Source organism: Amycolatopsis lexingtonensis (assembly GCF_014873755.1).
Classification (GTDB): domain Bacteria; phylum Actinomycetota; class Actinomycetes; order Mycobacteriales; family Pseudonocardiaceae; genus Amycolatopsis; species Amycolatopsis lexingtonensis.
In genome coordinates this window covers 4961935-4978246 of record NZ_JADBEG010000001.1, presented here as the reverse complement: position 1 = coordinate 4978246, position 16312 = coordinate 4961935, and the positions used below count along the sequence as shown (strand labels likewise).

The following is a 16312-nucleotide window of genomic DNA, read 5'->3' as shown; positions in this document are numbered from 1 at the left end:
GTGCACTGAGCCTCAGGTGGTGGCGACGAGTTCCAGCAGCGTGGTCGGGTCACCGTTCGGGTCGGCCCCGACGCCGACCTGGGTGATGCCGTCGGACGGGACGTCGACGGTCGAGTGCACGCCGGCGTCGGTGGTGAGCGAGGCCTTGAGCTTGTGCCCCTGTCCGGCGGACAGGCCGTCGGCGCGGATGGAGTACACGGCCGGGATCTTCATGGTCAGCTCGCCGCTCGCCCCCAGGACCTTGAAGCAGACGCGGCCGTTGAGCGATGAGCCGACCGCTTCCGTGGTCTTCACCTGGATCACGCCGATGGTGTCCTGCCCGGTGGGGCAAGCGGTGTAGACGATGTGGCCGTCACCGCTGATGAGCTGGACGTGGTCGTCGGCGAGGATCTTCGCCGCGCCGGGGTAGGAGAAGTCCTCCACGAGGGACGGTTGCTGATCGCTCGTCGTGGTCTCGGATCCCTGCGCGGTCACCACACCCGCTGCGCCGGCGACGCCGACGGCCGTGATGACAAGAATTGTCCGGTAAAGCGCTCGCATGATCCCCCTCTTCGATTGTCGGAGCATGACTTTTGCCCCAAATGCGACATTCTTCCATCGGAAACTGGGGCGTCGTGAGGCTAAGGCATCAATGATGGTGGAATAGTTGTGATGTCGATCACGTCCATTTGGCCGTTGTTGGGACCTGTTCAGCCCGTTAATGTTCCGGCGGGCGAATGTGGCTGGTGGCCTCATTCGTGAGGGTGGAACAGGGGGAACCTGTAAATGCATGTGGTGAGACGGCGATTTCGTGCTGCCCTGATTTCGACACTGACCGTTTCCCTGGTCGGCGCTATTTCGGTGGCTCCGCAGGCCCAGGCGGCGCCGCAGGCGCACGCTGCCGCGACGACGGCCACGCCGCCGGGTAGCGATCGCGCGAAGGTGGTGCGGCTCTGGCAGTTCGGTGGTCCGGCGACGAAACGGGATGCGGCCGCTGCGCTGGCCGGCACGGACGCCGACGTCACGCGATTCCTCACCACGCAGAAGGACCTCGACGCGTCCATCGATCTGGACCTCCGGGTCAACCAGCTGATGGCGACCGGCGGCCCGGCGACGAGGAACGCCGCTCAGCAGGCGCTGGACGCCAATACCGACGCCGCGCTCGACGCGTTCCTCGACACGGGCTGGATGAGCCCGCACGGAACCGACCTCGACCTGCGGGTCAACCAGGTGATGGCGGCCGGCGGGCCGCAGGTGAAGAAGGCGGCGCAGAAGGCCCTCGACGCGAACACCACGGACGCCCTCGAGGCGTTCCTGGACGCCGGCTGGCAGGTGCCCTTCCGGATCGACCAGGATCTCAAGGTCAACCAGATCATGGCGGCCGGCGGCCCGGAGGTGAAGAAGGTCGCGCAGCAGGCGCTGGACGCCAACACCGTCGATGCGCTGAACCAGTTCCTGGCGGTCGACCTCCCGGTGGCGCAGGCTCGGGACGCGGAGACCGATTCGATCGCCCAACTGACCGCGACGGCGAAGGCTGCCGCGCAGCAAGCCGCGAGCGAGACGGACCAAGCCAAGCGCCAAGCGGACCTCGCCGTGACCGAGGCGGCCGCGGCGCAAAAAGCGGCGCAAGCGGCGAAGGACGCGGCCGCGGCGGCACAGGGGCACGTCGAGCAAGCCACCGACGCCGCGGCGCACGCGGCCTACGCCGCGGACCAGGCGGCGATGACCGCACGGCAGGCGATCGGGGCCGCGAACGCCGCTTCCAACGCCGCGCACACCGCGGCCATCGCCGCCTCACGTGCGGCGACCGCGGCGTCGCAAGCCGGTCATGCCGCTTCCCGCGCGTACGACGCCGCCGCCTTGGCGATCGGGGACAAGAGCAAGGTCGACGACGCCAACCGGGCGGCGCAGGTCGCCCACGACGCGGCGGTCAGCGCGGCGTCGGCGCGAGACGCGGCGCTCAGCGCGAAGACCGTGTCCCAGCAGGCCGAAATCGCGGGCAACTCGGCCGGAGACGCCGCGGCGCAGTCGCGGATCGCCGCGGACGCGGCCACGGACGCGGCGAACAACTCGGCGGCGGCGGGTGCGGATGCCCGGCAGGCCAAGGCGGCGGCGGCTCGTGCCCGGGCACAGGCCGACCGTGCCACCGCGGCGGCGAACGCATCGAGGGCGTGGGCGCACCAGGCTTCCGAAGCCGCCGGGCAGGCCGCCGCGGCGGCGGACGCGGCGGCGACCGACGCCAACAATGCACAACTGGCCGCCCTCGACGCGGTGGCCCACGCCGGGGCAGCGGCGGATGCGGCCGCACAGGCGACTCGGCACGCGAACGCGGCGACGGCCGCGGCGAACGCGGCGGTCACCGCGGCCAACCAGGCCACGCAGATCGCTCAGGCCGCCCGCAAGGCGGACGACGACCGGCTCGCCCTGGCCGCGCAGCAGGCCGATGACGCCGCGAAGGCGGCGCTGGACGAGTACGCGAATCGCGCGATCACGCCGCGCTGGGACCTCGACCAGGCCAGTGCCCGGGATGCGGAGACGAACCGGTTGATCGCCGAGGTGACCACCGCGGGTGCCAGCCGCGAAACCGTGCTGGCCGACGGCCGGAAGGTGGCGCTGCGCCTGGCCGAAGCCGGCGGGCCGTGGACGAAGGCCGCGGCTGTGGCGGCATTGGCCGCTTCGGACGACGAAGTCGTCGACTACATCACAGTGGGCCTGACCGCCGCGGCGGGGCAGGACGATCGCGTGGTCCTCGCCGACCTGAGCGCGGCTGCCACTGCCACGGCCGGGTTCAAATCCGCTGCGGCGACCGCGCTGGCCGGTTCGGACACCGCCGTGCGGGACTTCCTGCGCAGCCGTGACTACCCGGGCCGCTTCACCGATGATTCGTTGCAGGTCAACCAGATCATGGCGGCGGCGCGGACGGCCGGGCGCACGGTCGTGGTGCAGCAGGCCCAGCATGCGTTGGACCAGAACACCGACGAGGCGCTGCGCGCCTTCCTCGACACCGGGCAGTACACCGCCCTGAACACCGACGAAGACCTGCAGGTCAACCAGATCATGGCGGCTGCGCGGACGGCCGGCGCGCGTGAGGTCGTAGCGGCGGCACAGGCGGCGATCGACGGGCCACCGACGTTGCGGCACGAGTTCCTGACCGTCGGCCAGTTCACCGCCGCCCGGCGCGACCAGAACACCGCCGCGCACAACGCGGCGATCGACAGCCTGCTCGCCCAGGCCACGGCGGCCGCCGCGACCGCGACGCACGACGCGAACGACGCTCAGGCCGCGGCAGCCCGCGCCCGCAACGCGGCGCAGGAAGCTCAGGGCTACGCCGATCAGGCACAAGCTGCGGCCGCCCAGGCCACCACGTACGCGAACCAAGCGCGTGACGCGGCAAACCGCGCCGCCGAGTCGGCTCAGCAGGCCCAGGCGTCCGCGAACACCGCGGCGGCGGCCGCGAAGTCGGCGGCCGTCTCCGCGGACAAGGCGAGCGCATCGGCGGCGTGGGCGCAGAAGTCGGCGCGCGACGCCGCTGGTTACGCGCAGGACGCCGCCATCTCGGCGAGCATCGCGTACGGTGCCGCCATCGAGGCCGGCAAGGGTGCTGCTACCGCGCGCGATCTGGCCAAGAGTGCCTGGCAGTCCGTCGTGGACAAGGCCGCGGTGGAAAAGCAGAATCTGATCAACCAGCGAACGTGGGACTGCAACAACCGCAATGCCTGGGTGACCCAGTCGCTGAGCACCGAGGATTGCATCAAGCTCTTCAGCGGAACTCCCGCCGAACAGCAGCGGATCATCAGCCACCTGCAGGATCTGTGCCGCCAGCTGAATGACCCCGGCACGGTCGAACTCGGCAACTGCCTCGACAGCCGCAACCTGCTCAGCGCCGACTTCATGCCGGGACCCAAACCGGTCGGCGAGACAGCTCTCGGGGAGTCCGTCGCGGGTTTGGTGCTGGCTGGCCTGCTTGCGTTGATGTGCCCGGAATGCGACCTCGCCGCCCTGATGGGCAACGCCGATTCTGAGCTCGGGCTGGCGGCTGCGGGGAAGCTGACGGCCGCCATGACCGACGCCCTGGCGCATGGCAAGGGATTGCTGAATGTCGCGGATGCCGAGGTGGCCGCGGAACTCGCGAACATCGAAAGGCTCGCGTACGACGCGCGGCTGGGGGAAAGTCAGCTGGCCAAGATCGCGAGACAGCTCGCGGACAACCTCGGCTGCGCCAGCAACAGCTTCGCCCCCGGCACGCGGGTGCTCATGGCCGACGGGACGGCGAAATCCATCGAGGACATCAAGCCGGGTGATCTCGTCGCCAATTCCCCACCCGGCGAACGTCTCCAACAGCACCAAGTCGCCGCCGTCCACGTCACCGACGACGACTCCGACTTCGTCGATCTCCGCGTCGCGGCACCTGGTGGAGCCACGAGCATCGAAACGACCGCCCACCACCTGTTCTGGAACGCCGGTACTGGTTCCTGGGTCCCCGCAGTCGGCCTGAAACCCGGCGATGAGCTGGAAACGTCAGGCGGGGGCCAGGTTTCCGTCGCGACCGCGCGTCACCACAAGGACCGCCTCCGCACGTTCAACCTGACCGTCGAAGCGGTGCACACCTACTTCGTGCTCGCCGGGGACGTACCGGTCCTCGTCCACAACGCCAACAACGAGTGCAAGCCGATCGCACTCGGTATGAACGAGGTGCACGAAGACCCGCTGGCGCTGCACGACTTCGCCGATTCCCACGGCGCTCTCTACTACCGGCAGTGGGCCAGCGGCGGGGACTCGTGGGTCCAGGAGTTCAAGAACTTCGTAACCGACGGCGAGACACCCATCTACTTCAACCTGTCCGGGATCGATGACGTGCTCGGTGCCGCCAACAAGGGCAAAGGTCTGGACCCGATCATGGACGGTCACGTGACCGGGTGGGAACTGAACTACATCCGTGAGCACCCGGAGTCGTGGCCTCGGGTCAAGTGGTACAAAGACGGTGCTCTCGTAGCCAACCCCTTTGGATGATGTGACCATGCAACCGATCGCCCGACTCCCGATCGCTTTCGACCGGAAGTTCCGGCCGTGGCGGTACCAGCTGAGTCATTCGGAGCTCAGCCTGCGGAGCTTCGGTCCCGATTCTGCCGACGACTTCATCCAGATCACCTTCTACGGGGTGCTCGGGGTGAAGCTGAAGACGGTGTACCCGCGGTTGGAACTGGCTCGGGCACAGGACGATCAGGTGCGCGAAATCCTCGAGGTGGCAGGACTCGGTCTGGAACGCGCTCCGGACGTCATCGCTTTGGCGCTCAAGTCGAGCGGGCCGGACGGTCTGGTGGCTTGCATGAGCTACACCGTCCGGTCGTGCCCGCGAGAGCTGTCCGACGACGCTTACGTCGCTTCGGCGCAGGAGTGGACGGTCATCGCCCGGGGGTAATGATGGCTCCTGCGCGTCGAGCCCGGAACCCGGCACCGGAATGCAGTCAGGTTGTGGCCACTAGGTCCAGCAATGTGGTGGGAGCGCCGTTCGAGTCGGCGCCGACGCCGACTTGGGTGGTGCCGTCAGAGGGGACGTTGACACTGGAGTCACCGTCGGCGTGGGAGGTCAGCGAGGCCTTGAGCTTGTGTCCCTGTCCTGCGGACAGCCCGTCGGCGCGGATGGAGTAGACGGCGGGAATTTTCATGGTGAGTTCGCCGGTGGGGTTGGTCGGGTAGACTGTCGTTAAAAGCAAATTCGTTGGTGCGACCTTTGATTCGAGTGGCAACTTCCAGAATTTCGGGGTTTACTCGTGACGCCGCCACCATGCCTGCTGATCGGGTGTCGGCTCTGTCTCCGTTGCGTGGCGTAGTCGGCGCCGGGAGCGGCACGTCGGGGTGGGGAGACGCTGTTCCCTCTTGGATGAAACCATGACGACATCGCCGCTTTCCCGGCTTCCGGTCAGCTTCGATCGGGGATTCCACGTCCACCGCTACCGCGCGAGCCACTCCGAGTTCAGCCTGCGGAGCCGGGGACACGATCCGGCGGGCGATCTCGTCGAGCTGGCCTGCTACGGCGTGCTCGGGCTGAAGGTGAAGACTGTCTACCAGTCGCTGGTGATCGCCCACGCCGACGAGGTGCAGGTCGAGGAGATGCTGGAGCTGATCGAGGCAAAGCCCCGGCACCGGGCGGCGATCGTCGTGCTGGCGCTGAAATCCGGGGGACGGGACGGCTTGATCGCGTGCACGAGTTACACGGTGTTTTCCCACCCCGGCTCCCGGTCGGATGAGGCACGCATCGTCTCGGGAGAAGACTCGACTCTCATCGCCCGAGGTCCGGGCACGCCAGGCCAGTAGAGTCTCCTCGAGGTTGAGCACGAGGGAGAACCATGTCCGCACCACAGCACGATCCCGAGCTGTTCGAAGAGCTGATGCGCGAGGAACGACGCCGTCGTCCGGTCAGCCGCGGCCGTTCCGCGATCGCGGTGGTCGTCTTCGGCTTGCTCATGTTCGCCGGGGTGTTGTGCTACCGCGCCATCGTCACCCCGAAGCCCGATCCGCTGCCCGCGAACGAGGCGCACGGGCTCGACGTCGTCGCGGGGCAGTGCTTCTGGTCGCCGACGGGCACCGGTGAGGTCGATGTGCTGCTGACGTCCTGCACCGAACGCCACACCGCGGAGGCGTTCGCCGTGCTGCCGCTGCCGGAGGGGGCCGACGCGCCTTACCAGCCGACGCTGGATCGCTGCACCGCCGCCGCTCAGCCGATTCCCGACGCTCGCGTCCAGGTCATGACCCCGTACCTCTCAAGCAGCAAGCACTTGGCGGTCTGCTACTACCGCTTCACCATCGAAATGACCGCATCGGTCGGATGAACGCCCGGGCGACCGGCTTTACCGGCGTGGCGCAGCGCCGCTGATCAGCTCTCCGCCGGCTTCGTCCACGCCACCTGGACCAGCCCCGTCCCGTGCCGTCGCGACACCAGCGTTCCCCGGCCCGGCGGCTGCGGCGAAGGCTTTACATCCGCCAGCAACGCGCCTTCGTCCTTCGTCCCCGACATGATCAACCCCGGCGACCCCAGCTCCCGCAACCGTTGCAGCACCGGCTCGAACAACGCCCGGCCAGCGCCGCCGGAACCCCGGACGATGATCACGTGGAGGCCGATGTCGCGGGCCTGCGGCAGGAACTCCAGCAGCGGCTGCAACGGGTTCCGCCCCACCGTCGCCACCAGCTCGTAGTCGTCCACCAGCACGAACAGCTCCGGTCCGCGCCACCACGAGCGGTTCCGCAACTGCTCCGGCGTCACCGAAGGACCCGGCAAGCGGTTGCGCATGGCCTGAGCGCATTCCCCGATCAGGTCCGTCAGCTTTCCCTCCGCGCCCGCGTAACCCAGCAGGTGCGGCTCGGACACCGCGCCCAGCAGGCCACGCCGGTAGTCCGCGACGATGATCGCCGCTTCCTCGGGGGTGTACGCCGAGGTGATGCCTTGTGCCAGAGCACGCAGCAGCGACGATTTCCCCGACTCCACGTCGCCGAACGCCACGAAGTGCGGGTCCGCCGCGAAGTCCAGGTACACCGGGCGCAACGTCGATTCCGCGATCCCCAGGGTGACTTGGCGCGAAGGTGCGGCCGGCAGCGTGTCCAGCGGCACCTCGGGCGGCAGCAGCCGGACCTGCGGGGCGCGCGGTCCCTTCCACGCCTCCGAAATCCGCCGCACCAGGTCGACGCCGCCGGCACCGATCGTCTCCGGGCGCTGGTCGCCGTCGATGCGGGGGAGGGCCGCCAGGAAGTGCAGCTTCTCCGCCGTGATGCCGCGGCCGGGGCGGTCGGCCGGGACGTTGACCGCCACCTTGCGGTCGATCGAGGAGTCCATCGGGTCGCCCAGGCGCAGCTCGAAGCGGGTGCCGATCGCGTCGCGCAGCTGGGCGCGGACGCCGATCCACTGGTTGAGCGAGACGATCACGTGGATGCCGAAGCCGAGGCCGCGCGCGGCCAGGCCGGTGATCTGCTCCTCCAGCTGCTCGTACTCCTGGCGGATCGTGGTCCAGTTGTCCACGAACAGGAACACGTCGCCGAACTCGCGGCCGTCGGTGCTTTCGGTGAACTCCGCGCGGCGCTGGCGGAACGTCGTGATCGACTCGATCCCGTTGGCGGCGAAGAACTCCTCGCGCTGCTCCAGCAACGTCGTCAGCTCGGCGACCACGCGGCGGCAGCGCTGCGCGTCGCGGCGGGTCGCGTAGCCCGACACGTGCGGCAGCCCGGCGATCGGGGCCAGCGCGCCGCCACCCATGTCGAGGATGAACAGCTGGACCTCGGCCGGGGTGTGGGTCAGCGCGAGCATGCCCGCGATGTCCTTCATCAGCGTCGACTTGCCGCTCTGCGGGGCACCGACGATCAGCGCGTGCCCGCCGGCGCCGGAGAAGTCGGCCCAGAGCATGTCCCGGCGCTGCTCGAACGGCTTGTCCACCAGCGCCACCGGGATGGTCAGCTTGCCGTTGCCGCCCCAGCCGAGCGGGCACAGGCCGCGCGCGGCGTCCTCGCCCAGCGGCGGCAGGAGCTGCTCCAGCGTCGGCGGCTCGTTCAGCGGCGGCAGCCAGATCTGGTGCGCGGCCGGGCCGCGGCCCTCCAGGCGCGATAGCATCGCGCCGATGATCGTCTCGCCGGTGCCGTCGGTCTTCGGCGTCTCTTCGATCTCGGTCGTCACCGGGATCTCCACCGGGGCCAGGGAAAACGGCAGCACGCCGAGCGCCTGGCCGTCCTCGCGCACGACCGTGCTGCGCGGCGGCAGCTCCCCGGAGACGTAGGCGGCCTTGAGCCGGATCAGCGTGTCGGTGTCGGCCTTCAGGTACGCCGACCCCGGCACCGGCGGCAGGTGGTAGGCGTCGGCGACGCCCAGCACGGCCCGGCTTTCCGCGGCGGAGAACGTCCGGAGCCCGACCCGGTACGACAGGTGGGAATCCAGCCCGCGCAGCCGGCCCTCCTCGAGCCGCTGCGACGCCAGCAGCAGGTGGATGCCCAGGGACCGCCCGAGCCGGCCGATCGCGACGAACAGGTCGATGAACTCCGGCCGCGCGGACAGCAGCTCGGAGAACTCGTCGATGATCACCAGCAGCGACGGCAGCGGGTCCAGCGGGACGCCGTCCGCGCGGGCCTTTTCGTAGTCCCGCACGGACGCGTAGTTCCCGGCCGCGTGCAGCAGTTCCTGGCGCCGCAGCAGTTCGCCGTTGAGCGCGTCGGCCATGCGGTCGACGAGCGCGAGGTCGTCGGACAGGTTCGTGATGACCGCGCAGGTGTGCGGCAGGCCGGTCATCCCGGCGAAGGTCGCGCCGCCCTTGAAGTCGATCAGCGCCAGGTTCAGCGTCTCCGACGAGTGCATCACCGCCAGCGCCGTGACCAGCGTCCGCAGCAGCTCGCTCTTGCCCGACCCGGTCGCGCCGATGACCAGGCCGTGCGGGCCCATGCCGCCTTCGGCCGACTCCTTGAGGTCCAGCTCCACCGGGCGGCCCTCGGGGTTGACGCCGAGCGGGATCCGCAGCCGGTCGCGGGCCGCGCGCGGTGCCCACGTCACCGTGGTGTCGGTGTCGCGCGGGTCGCCGATGCCGAGCAGGCCGGCCAGCCCGAACGTCGCCGACATCGGCTTCTCGCCGACGACGGCGGCCGGGGTGTGCAACGGCGTCAGCATGCGAGCCAGCGCCTCGGCCGCGCCGCGGTCGAGGACGTCCGGCCGGCCGAGGAACCCGAGCCGCTGCTCGGTGGCGTCGCCGACGACCATGCCGAGCGAGTCGGGGGCGGTGTGCAGGCTCAGCAGCCGCTCGGTCGAGTACGTCCGCGGGTGCTCCTGCCCGACCTCGAGCACGGTGACGCCGAGGCGGCCGTCCTCGCCGATCAGCCGGGGTTCGCCGTGGGCGTTGCCGCCGTCGACGACCACGACGAGGTGCGGCAGGTCGAGCTGGCTCGCCGCGCGGCGGCTGAACGCGGGGCGCTCGCCGAGGTCCGCGCCGAGCAGCTCGGCCAGTCCCGCCGCCGAGTCCGCGGCCAGGCGCCGCGAGCCCACGGCGTCGGTCGCGCCGGCCGCCGTCGCGTGCGGCAGCCATTTCGCCCATTCCCAGTCGTGCTGCCGGTCCGGGGACACGCAGACCGCGATCCGCAGGTCGCCGGGGGAGTGGAAGGTGACGAGCTGGCACAGCAGCGCCCGGGTCAGGCCGAGCACGTCCGGGCGCCGCCCGGCGACGGTCACCGCGGCGAACGAGCGCAGCGACAACGCCACCGGCAGCCCGTCGACCGTCGAGTAGGTGCGGATGAAGTGCTTGAGGCTGGTGGACGACACCGGGTCCAGGTCTTCCAGCGGCACGGTCTGCGGCGCCTTCAACGGCGTCGCCAGCCGCTGCGGCCCGGTGCCCGCGCGCACCTGCGCGAACTGGGAGTCGGCGCGCCGCCGGTCCCACAGCTTCCCGGATTCGACGTAGGCCCACAGGTCGGCCGGGTCGGGCTGGACGGCGATCATGGCCGCGCGCTGCCCGTCGGCGATGTCGCGGACCTGGGCGCGCAGCCCGGAGAGGTACCGCTGGTAGTCGCGGCGCTCGTCGTTGATCTGCGCCTTCTTCGCCATGCCGCCGCGGCCGAGCGACATCACGACCATGCCGCCCATGGCGCAGATGAACAGCGCGCCGAAGATGTAGGTCATCACCCCGCCGTCGCGTCCGATGTAGACGAACGACATCGCGCCCATGCCGAGCATCATGGGCAGGAACATCATCAGCTGGACCATCCCGCCGGACGAGCTCTTCGGGAGCATCGGCGGCGACTGCAGCACGATCTCGGAAGGACGCTCGGGGGTCAGGCTCATGCTGCAATGCTCCAGCGGTTCGGGGCGGCTCTGACCGGTATTTTGGCCACTTACCGCCACGCCGCGGTGGGTACTTTTGCCGTCCGCCCGCTTCCGGGGACGAACTTACGCTCAGCCGGACAAGCCATCCGGAAGGAGACCCATGGCCGGCGAGTACCGGGCTGAGCCCGAGGCGATGCGCTCCGCCGTGGGCAACGTCGGGGGCATCCTGGCCCACGGCATCAACGCCGTGGCCGATCTGGAACGCCTGGTCGTGCAGCCGATGTCGTTCGCGACCTTCGGCAGCGCCGTCGCCGCCGCGAACGCCGCGCTGCACTCCAGCCAGATCACCGCCGTCCGGACGCTCCTGCAGCTGCTGCAGCAGATCAACGGGCTGGTCAAGGCCAGCGCCGACGCCTACCAGGCGGCCGACCGGGACGCCGCCGCGGGCTACGGCGGCGGCCACGACGGGACCACCACGCCGTCGTCGTCGATCTGGGGCAACTCGCACGCGTCCGAGCTCGCCACCCTCGCCATCAACGACAGCGCGGGCGCCCACGGCGAGCCGTCGTCGGTCGGGAACGTGCTGCGCTACCTGGGGGATGCGCGGCTCGGCGGGCTCGGTGACCACCCGATCACCGACGCCCGCTTCCACGGCGTCGCCGACTTCAACGACTGGCTCGCCGGCGACGCCGACAACCAGGCGCGGGTCGGCCTGATCGAGGTGTACGCGGGCACCGCGCGCACCTTCTCCGACGTTCCCGGCGGCGTGCACAGCGGGGACGTCGTGGTGGTCGAGCCGTTGCTGTTCTCCGACCGCCAGCCGGTCATCGGCGTCGCCGGCGACGGCGGCCGCCTGTACAACCACGGGCTCCTCGACGCCCGGATCAGCGGGCTGGCGAGGGTCAGCGTGTACCGGCCCGCCTCCGTCGTCTGATCCTCCGCACCCCGAGACTTTGTGAGGTCCGATGCTGACTTTCCCGAACTCCAGCGCGATGGACGCGACCGCGTCCTCGGGCGGGCCGATCACCATCCTGCCGCAGATCGTCACCGGGCAGCCGGAGCAGATCGCCAAGCACGTGCTCGACCTCGTCAAGAAGGCCGAGCAGTTCCTCAGCATGTACACCGAGCTGACCAAGGCCGCCGACCAGCTCGGCAAGATCTGGTCCGGCGCGGCGAGCGAGTCGGCGCTGAAGAAGATCTCCGACTCCCTGGACCAGCTGACGAAGATCATCGACGTCGTGCAGAAGGGCGCCGAGCTGCTGGGTGTCTCGGGCACCCTGGTCAAGACCGCGCAGGAGGCCTACCGCGCGGTGGTCTCCGCGGTGAACCCGACGGTCGCCTCGCTGATGTCGAACTGGTGGACCTACGGCGCGGCGGTCGCTTTGTCGACCGCGACGAGCGCGTCGCTGCGGGCGTTCATCACCTCGATCGGCGCGCTGCTCAAGGCGCTGGGCGCGGTCGACCTCGCCCAGCAGGTCAGCACGCTCGCACAGGTCATCGGCGAGATCGAGAAGCTCTTCCACCACGACTCCGGCAGCTCCGGCGCGACGTCGCCGTCGATCGGGAACACCCCGGTCACGGCGCCCCAGGCCCCGGCGCCGGTGGCAAGCTCGGCCGGGCAGCAGGCGGTGGCGGGCGGGAGCGGCGGGGGGATCCCGCAGCAGCCTTCGTTCACCGACTACACCCCGCCCGCGCTCGCCACCGGCGGCGGTTCCAGTGGCGGCGCGGCGATGACCGGGAACGGCTCCCCGCTGAACCCGGCGAACAGCTGGATCGCCGTGGACCCGGCGCAGCACGGCGCGACCGTGCCGACGCAGCCGGCGCCGGTCACCCAGCCGGCTCCGCCCTCGGTGCCGGTGCACGGCGCCGACGAGGTCGTCATCCACACCAACCTCACCACCGGTGAGTCCACTGTGGAGGCTCCGGGCGGGCAGGACTTCGACCTCGACATCGACCTGGACTACAACGGCAAGCACTTCAGCCAGCACGTCGGCTACGACGCGGCCGGGAACTAGCCCATGTGGTCCTCGGGGGTGGTCGACGCGTCGGGGGTGGTCAGCTCCGTGCTGTCCGGGTACCGGCGCGTGCTCGTCGAGTGCCAGAGACGCGTCACCGGTGACCCGGGGGCGCTGAGCGCCGCGTCGCAGCGGGTCGCCACCCAGGCCTCGGCGGTCTCGGGCAAGGCCCGCGAAGTCGACGAGTCCGCGAAGACGCTGCACGCGGACTGGGACGGCGACGCCTACACCGAGTTCGCCACCGCGGCCGGCGAACTCGGCAAGGAACTCACCGACGCGGCCACGAAGCTCGACGACCAGGCGAAGCGGCTGTCGGCGGCGTCGCAGCTGGTCCAGTCGGCGAAAGCCGCCGTGGACTCGGTGATCGCGCAGTTCGACCAGTACGCCCAGCAGCTGACCGCGCAGGCCCGCGCGGTGAACTCCGGCTCGGTCGGCGCGTTCATCCAGGCCGCCCGGCAGCTCGGTGAACAGAGCGTGCAGGCCGCCCGCCAGGTCGTCGACGAGTTCTCCGACGCGCTCGCCGAGCTGTTCCCGCCCGAAGGCGTCGGACGGCTGGAGCACGAGCTGGGCAAGTGGGCCCGCGGCCCGCTGCACTGGCTCAACGGCGAACCGCTCGACGGCCGGAAGCGGCCGCGGACCGTGCCGTCGTGGTTCGGCAACTCCGGCTGGAAGAAGCTCACCTGGGACGGCCTCGAAGGCACCCGCGCGCCGAAGAAGGCGGACACGCCGTTCGGGCAGCCGGAAGCCGAGGGCCTGAAGAACAAGATCGGCCGCAACACCGAGATCACGTACTACAAGTTCCAGCACGAGCAGGACGGGTTTTCCCCCGAGTACGACGGGAAGATCACGTCGAAGGGCTGGGACGCCGGCGCGTCCGGGCACGCGGAACTCGCGGCGCTGCACGGCGAAGCCGAAGCCAAGAAGGAGTGGGGCGTCGCCGAAGCCCACGCCAAGGGCACGGTGTTCGCCGGCGGCGAGGTCAGCGCGTCCGGCACGATCGGCGCGCACGGCGTCGGCGCGCACGCGAACGCCTTCGTGGGCGGGAAGGTCGAGGGCGAGGTCGCCGCGGACGTCGCCGGCGTCGGCGTCGGCGCGAACGGCACGCTGCAGTACGGCCTCGGCGCGCAGCTCGACGCCCAGGCCGTCTACGACGCCGGGCACCTCAAGGTGAACTTCAAGGCGGGTGCGGCGCTGGGCCTCGGGCTCGGTGTCGGCGCGAAGATCGACATCGACCTGCCGAAGCTCGGCCACACGATCGGCGAGTACGGCGGCGCGGCCGTCGACGCGGTCGGCCACGCGGCCAGTGACGCCGCCGACGCCGTCGGATCCGCTTGGGACGACGCCGTTTCGTACGTGGGGCTGTGATGACGCTCCCCCTCGACTTCGTCATCCCGGACGGCTGGACCGCCGTCGACCCGGGCGACTCCGGCGCGGTGTTCGTCGCCGTGCACGACGCCGCACCGGGCGAGTTCGTCCCGAACATCACCGTGAGCGTGCAGCAGCGGCCGGACGACGCGTCGATCGACGACATCGCCGCCGAAGCCGTCGAACGCCTTTCGCGCACGCTGGCCGGCCTGGAGGTGCTGAGCCGCCGCGACGTCGGCGAGGCGGCCGCGCCCGGCGTCATGCAGCTGCTCCGTCTGCGCACCGGCGAAGGCGACGAGCTGATCCAGACCCAGGTGCACCTGACGGTTCCCGGCGCGGTGCCGGCGGACCGGCTGGTGCTCGAGCTCGCCTGCACGGCCGCGCCCGCGACCGCGCGGCGGCTCTCACCCGGTTTCCAGCGGTTCGTGGGCAGCGTCCGCGTCCGCCAGCACGAAGGGAAAGCACAGTGACCGATCCGTACGCGGTGCCGGACATGGACGAGCTGCTCGCGCAGGTGCGCAAGCAGACCGAAGAGGTCCAGCGGATCCAGCGCACGGTCGAGGCGATGGAGGTCAAGGCGCACTCGCGGCAGAACGAGGTCACCGTCACCCTCCGCGGCGACGGCCGGTTCACCTCGATCGACATCGACCCCCGCGCGATCCGCGAGTACGACGCCCGCAACCTTTCGGAGATCGTCCTCGAGGCGGTGAACGCCGGGCTGCAGAAGCTCGCCGAGGCGTCGAACGCCAAGTTCGCGCCGGTGATCTCGGCCGCGAAAGAGGTGTGATGACGGCTTCTCTCACCGGGACGACGCGGCGGGTCACGGTGGTCACGCCGCGGGCCCGCGTGGACGTCGCCCTGCCGCAGCAGTCGACGTTCGCCGAGCTGGTGCCGCAGCTGGTCCGGCTGGCCGGAGCCGCCGGGCAGGCGTCGGCGGAGCACCCCGGCTGGGTGCTCTCCCGGCTCGGCGGCGCGCCACTGGCCTTGGGCCTGAGCGTCGCGGCCGCCCAGATCCGGGACGGCGAAGTGCTCCACCTGACCCCGCGGGAACGCCCGCGGGGTCCGCTGCTGTTCGACGACGTCATCGACTCGATCGCGAGCGTCGCCGACACCTCCGGCGGCTGGGGCCCGTCGGTGGCGCGCCGGTCCGGCCTGGTGGCCGCGGTCGTGCTGCTGCTGGCGGGCGGGCTGCTGGTGCAGTCGGCGGCGTCCGGCAGCGTCCTGGCGCCGATCGGGACCGGGCTCTTGGCCTTGGTGCTGCTGCTCGGCGGCGGCGCGCTCAGCCGGGCTTACGGCGACGCCGAGGCCGGGGCAGCGGGCGCGGTCGCGGGTGTCGGGGTCGCGGTGCTGGCGGGGATGTCCGTGCTGCCACCGCACCCGCTGTTCTCGCTGTCGGCGGGCCCGCTGGCGGCCGGGTTCGCGGCGGTGACGGTGTTCGGCGTCCTGGCGGCGGTCTCGGTGGCCGACCGCCTCCCGTGGTTCGTGGCGATCACCGGCGCGGCGGGCATCGGCGCCCTGACGACGGGCGTGGTGCTGCTGGCCGGCGTCTCACCCGCTTCGGCCGCCTCGGTGGCCGCGGTGCTGTGCACGGCGCTGGCCGCGGTCGCCCCGATGCTGTCCCTGCGCCTCGCACGGTTGCCGCTGCCCCGCGTCCCGGACGACATGGAGGCGTTCCGCGCGGACGAACAGCCGTCGCTCGGCACCGAGATGATCGGCCGGACGTCCCACGCCCAAGCCGTGCTGACGGGCCTGCTCGTCGCGCTCGGCATGGTGGTGCTGGCTTCTTCCATCGTGCTGTCTTCGGCCGGGCCGTGGGAAGCGGGATTGGCGGCGGTACTGGGCGTGGCGTGGATCCTGCGGTCACGCTCGTACGCGGGCCGGGCGCAGCGGCTGGTGCTGGTCGGGTTCGGCATCCTGAGCCTGGTGTGCGCCGGCGTGTGGCTGGTGGCTTCGGGCAACCGGACGGTGCTGTTCGCGGCGGGCTGCGCGGTCGTCCTGGCGGCGGCGCTGTGCCTGGTGTACGCGACGCGGGTGGCGCGCGGGCTGCGTTCGCCGTACTGGTCGAGGCTGCTGGACGTGTCCGAGTTCCTGGTGCTGCTGTCGCTGGTCCCGTTGGTCGGCATGATCGCGGGCGTCTACGAGGCCGTCCGCGGCTGAGCCAAAGTCCGTG

Annotated in this window: 13 protein-coding genes; 10 read left to right on the top strand and 3 right to left on the bottom strand. The window is 70.8% G+C overall.

The annotated features are described in order from the left end of the window. Window positions 1-12: 12 nt before the first annotated feature. A complete protein-coding gene (locus H4696_RS22200) occupies window positions 13-540 on the bottom strand; it encodes a hypothetical protein (protein ID WP_086856669.1) in 528 nt (175 codons plus the stop codon). Between the two features lie 225 nt (window positions 541-765). On the opposite strand from H4696_RS22200, the gene H4696_RS22195 reads away from it, so the two are divergent. After that, window positions 766-4989: a polymorphic toxin-type HINT domain-containing protein gene (locus tag H4696_RS22195; RefSeq protein ID WP_086856668.1), complete on the top strand. Its 4224-nt coding sequence runs from the start codon at window positions 766-768 to the stop codon at window positions 4987-4989. A gap of 7 nt (window positions 4990-4996) precedes the next feature. After that, window positions 4997-5398, top strand: a complete 402-nt coding sequence (locus H4696_RS22190; protein ID WP_143264936.1) for a hypothetical protein — start codon at window positions 4997-4999, stop codon at window positions 5396-5398. A 46-nt stretch (window positions 5399-5444) separates the two neighbouring features. On the opposite strand, the gene H4696_RS22185 is transcribed toward H4696_RS22190, so the two are convergent. Continuing rightward, window positions 5445-5726 carry a hypothetical protein gene (locus tag H4696_RS22185; RefSeq protein WP_192782475.1) on the bottom strand — a complete coding sequence of 94 codons (282 nt, stop codon included), beginning with the start codon at window positions 5724-5726 and terminating at the stop codon, window positions 5445-5447. A gap of 142 nt (window positions 5727-5868) precedes the next feature. Here H4696_RS22185 and H4696_RS22180 point away from each other — a divergent pair, with 142 nt between their 5' ends. Then, complete coding sequence (locus H4696_RS22180; RefSeq protein ID WP_086856666.1) at window positions 5869-6294, top strand: hypothetical protein; 426 nt, start codon at window positions 5869-5871, stop codon at window positions 6292-6294. Between the two features lie 32 nt (window positions 6295-6326). Further along, on the top strand, window positions 6327-6809 hold the full coding sequence (locus H4696_RS22175; protein ID WP_086856665.1) for a hypothetical protein: 483 nt from the start codon (window positions 6327-6329) through the stop codon (window positions 6807-6809). A 44-nt stretch (window positions 6810-6853) separates the two neighbouring features. On the opposite strand, the gene eccCa is transcribed toward H4696_RS22175, so the two are convergent. Further along, window positions 6854-10780: a type VII secretion protein EccCa gene (gene eccCa / locus H4696_RS22170; protein ID WP_086856664.1), complete on the bottom strand. Its 3927-nt coding sequence runs from the start codon at window positions 10778-10780 to the stop codon at window positions 6854-6856. Between the two features lie 142 nt (window positions 10781-10922). On the opposite strand from eccCa, the gene H4696_RS22165 reads away from it, so the two are divergent. From H4696_RS22165 to eccD, 6 genes are read left to right on the top strand one after another with little or no spacing between them, the layout of a single operon-like run. Then, window positions 10923-11696 carry a WXG100 family type VII secretion target gene (locus H4696_RS22165; RefSeq protein WP_086856663.1) on the top strand — a complete coding sequence of 258 codons (774 nt, stop codon included), beginning with the start codon at window positions 10923-10925 and terminating at the stop codon, window positions 11694-11696. A 31-nt stretch (window positions 11697-11727) separates the two neighbouring features. Further along, window positions 11728-12777 (top strand): hypothetical protein, encoded by a 1050-nt coding sequence (locus H4696_RS22160; RefSeq protein WP_086856662.1) that lies wholly within the window; start codon window positions 11728-11730, stop codon window positions 12775-12777. A gap of 3 nt (window positions 12778-12780) precedes the next feature. After that, window positions 12781-14142 (top strand): WXG100 family type VII secretion target, encoded by a 1362-nt coding sequence (locus tag H4696_RS22155; protein ID WP_086856661.1) that lies wholly within the window; start codon window positions 12781-12783, stop codon window positions 14140-14142. Next, complete coding sequence (locus H4696_RS22150; RefSeq protein ID WP_192782474.1) at window positions 14142-14612, top strand: hypothetical protein; 471 nt, start codon at window positions 14142-14144, stop codon at window positions 14610-14612. Before H4696_RS22155 ends, H4696_RS22150 begins: the two co-directional genes overlap by 1 nt. Beyond that, window positions 14609-14929 carry a YbaB/EbfC family nucleoid-associated protein gene (locus tag H4696_RS22145; RefSeq protein WP_086856659.1) on the top strand — a complete coding sequence of 107 codons (321 nt, stop codon included), beginning with the start codon at window positions 14609-14611 and terminating at the stop codon, window positions 14927-14929. The genes H4696_RS22150 and H4696_RS22145 overlap by 4 nt, the downstream gene beginning before the upstream one ends. Beyond that, window positions 14929-16299 (top strand): type VII secretion integral membrane protein EccD, encoded by a 1371-nt coding sequence (gene eccD, locus H4696_RS22140; protein ID WP_086856658.1) that lies wholly within the window; start codon window positions 14929-14931, stop codon window positions 16297-16299. The genes H4696_RS22145 and eccD overlap by 1 nt, the downstream gene beginning before the upstream one ends. Window positions 16300-16312: the final 13 nt, after the last annotated feature.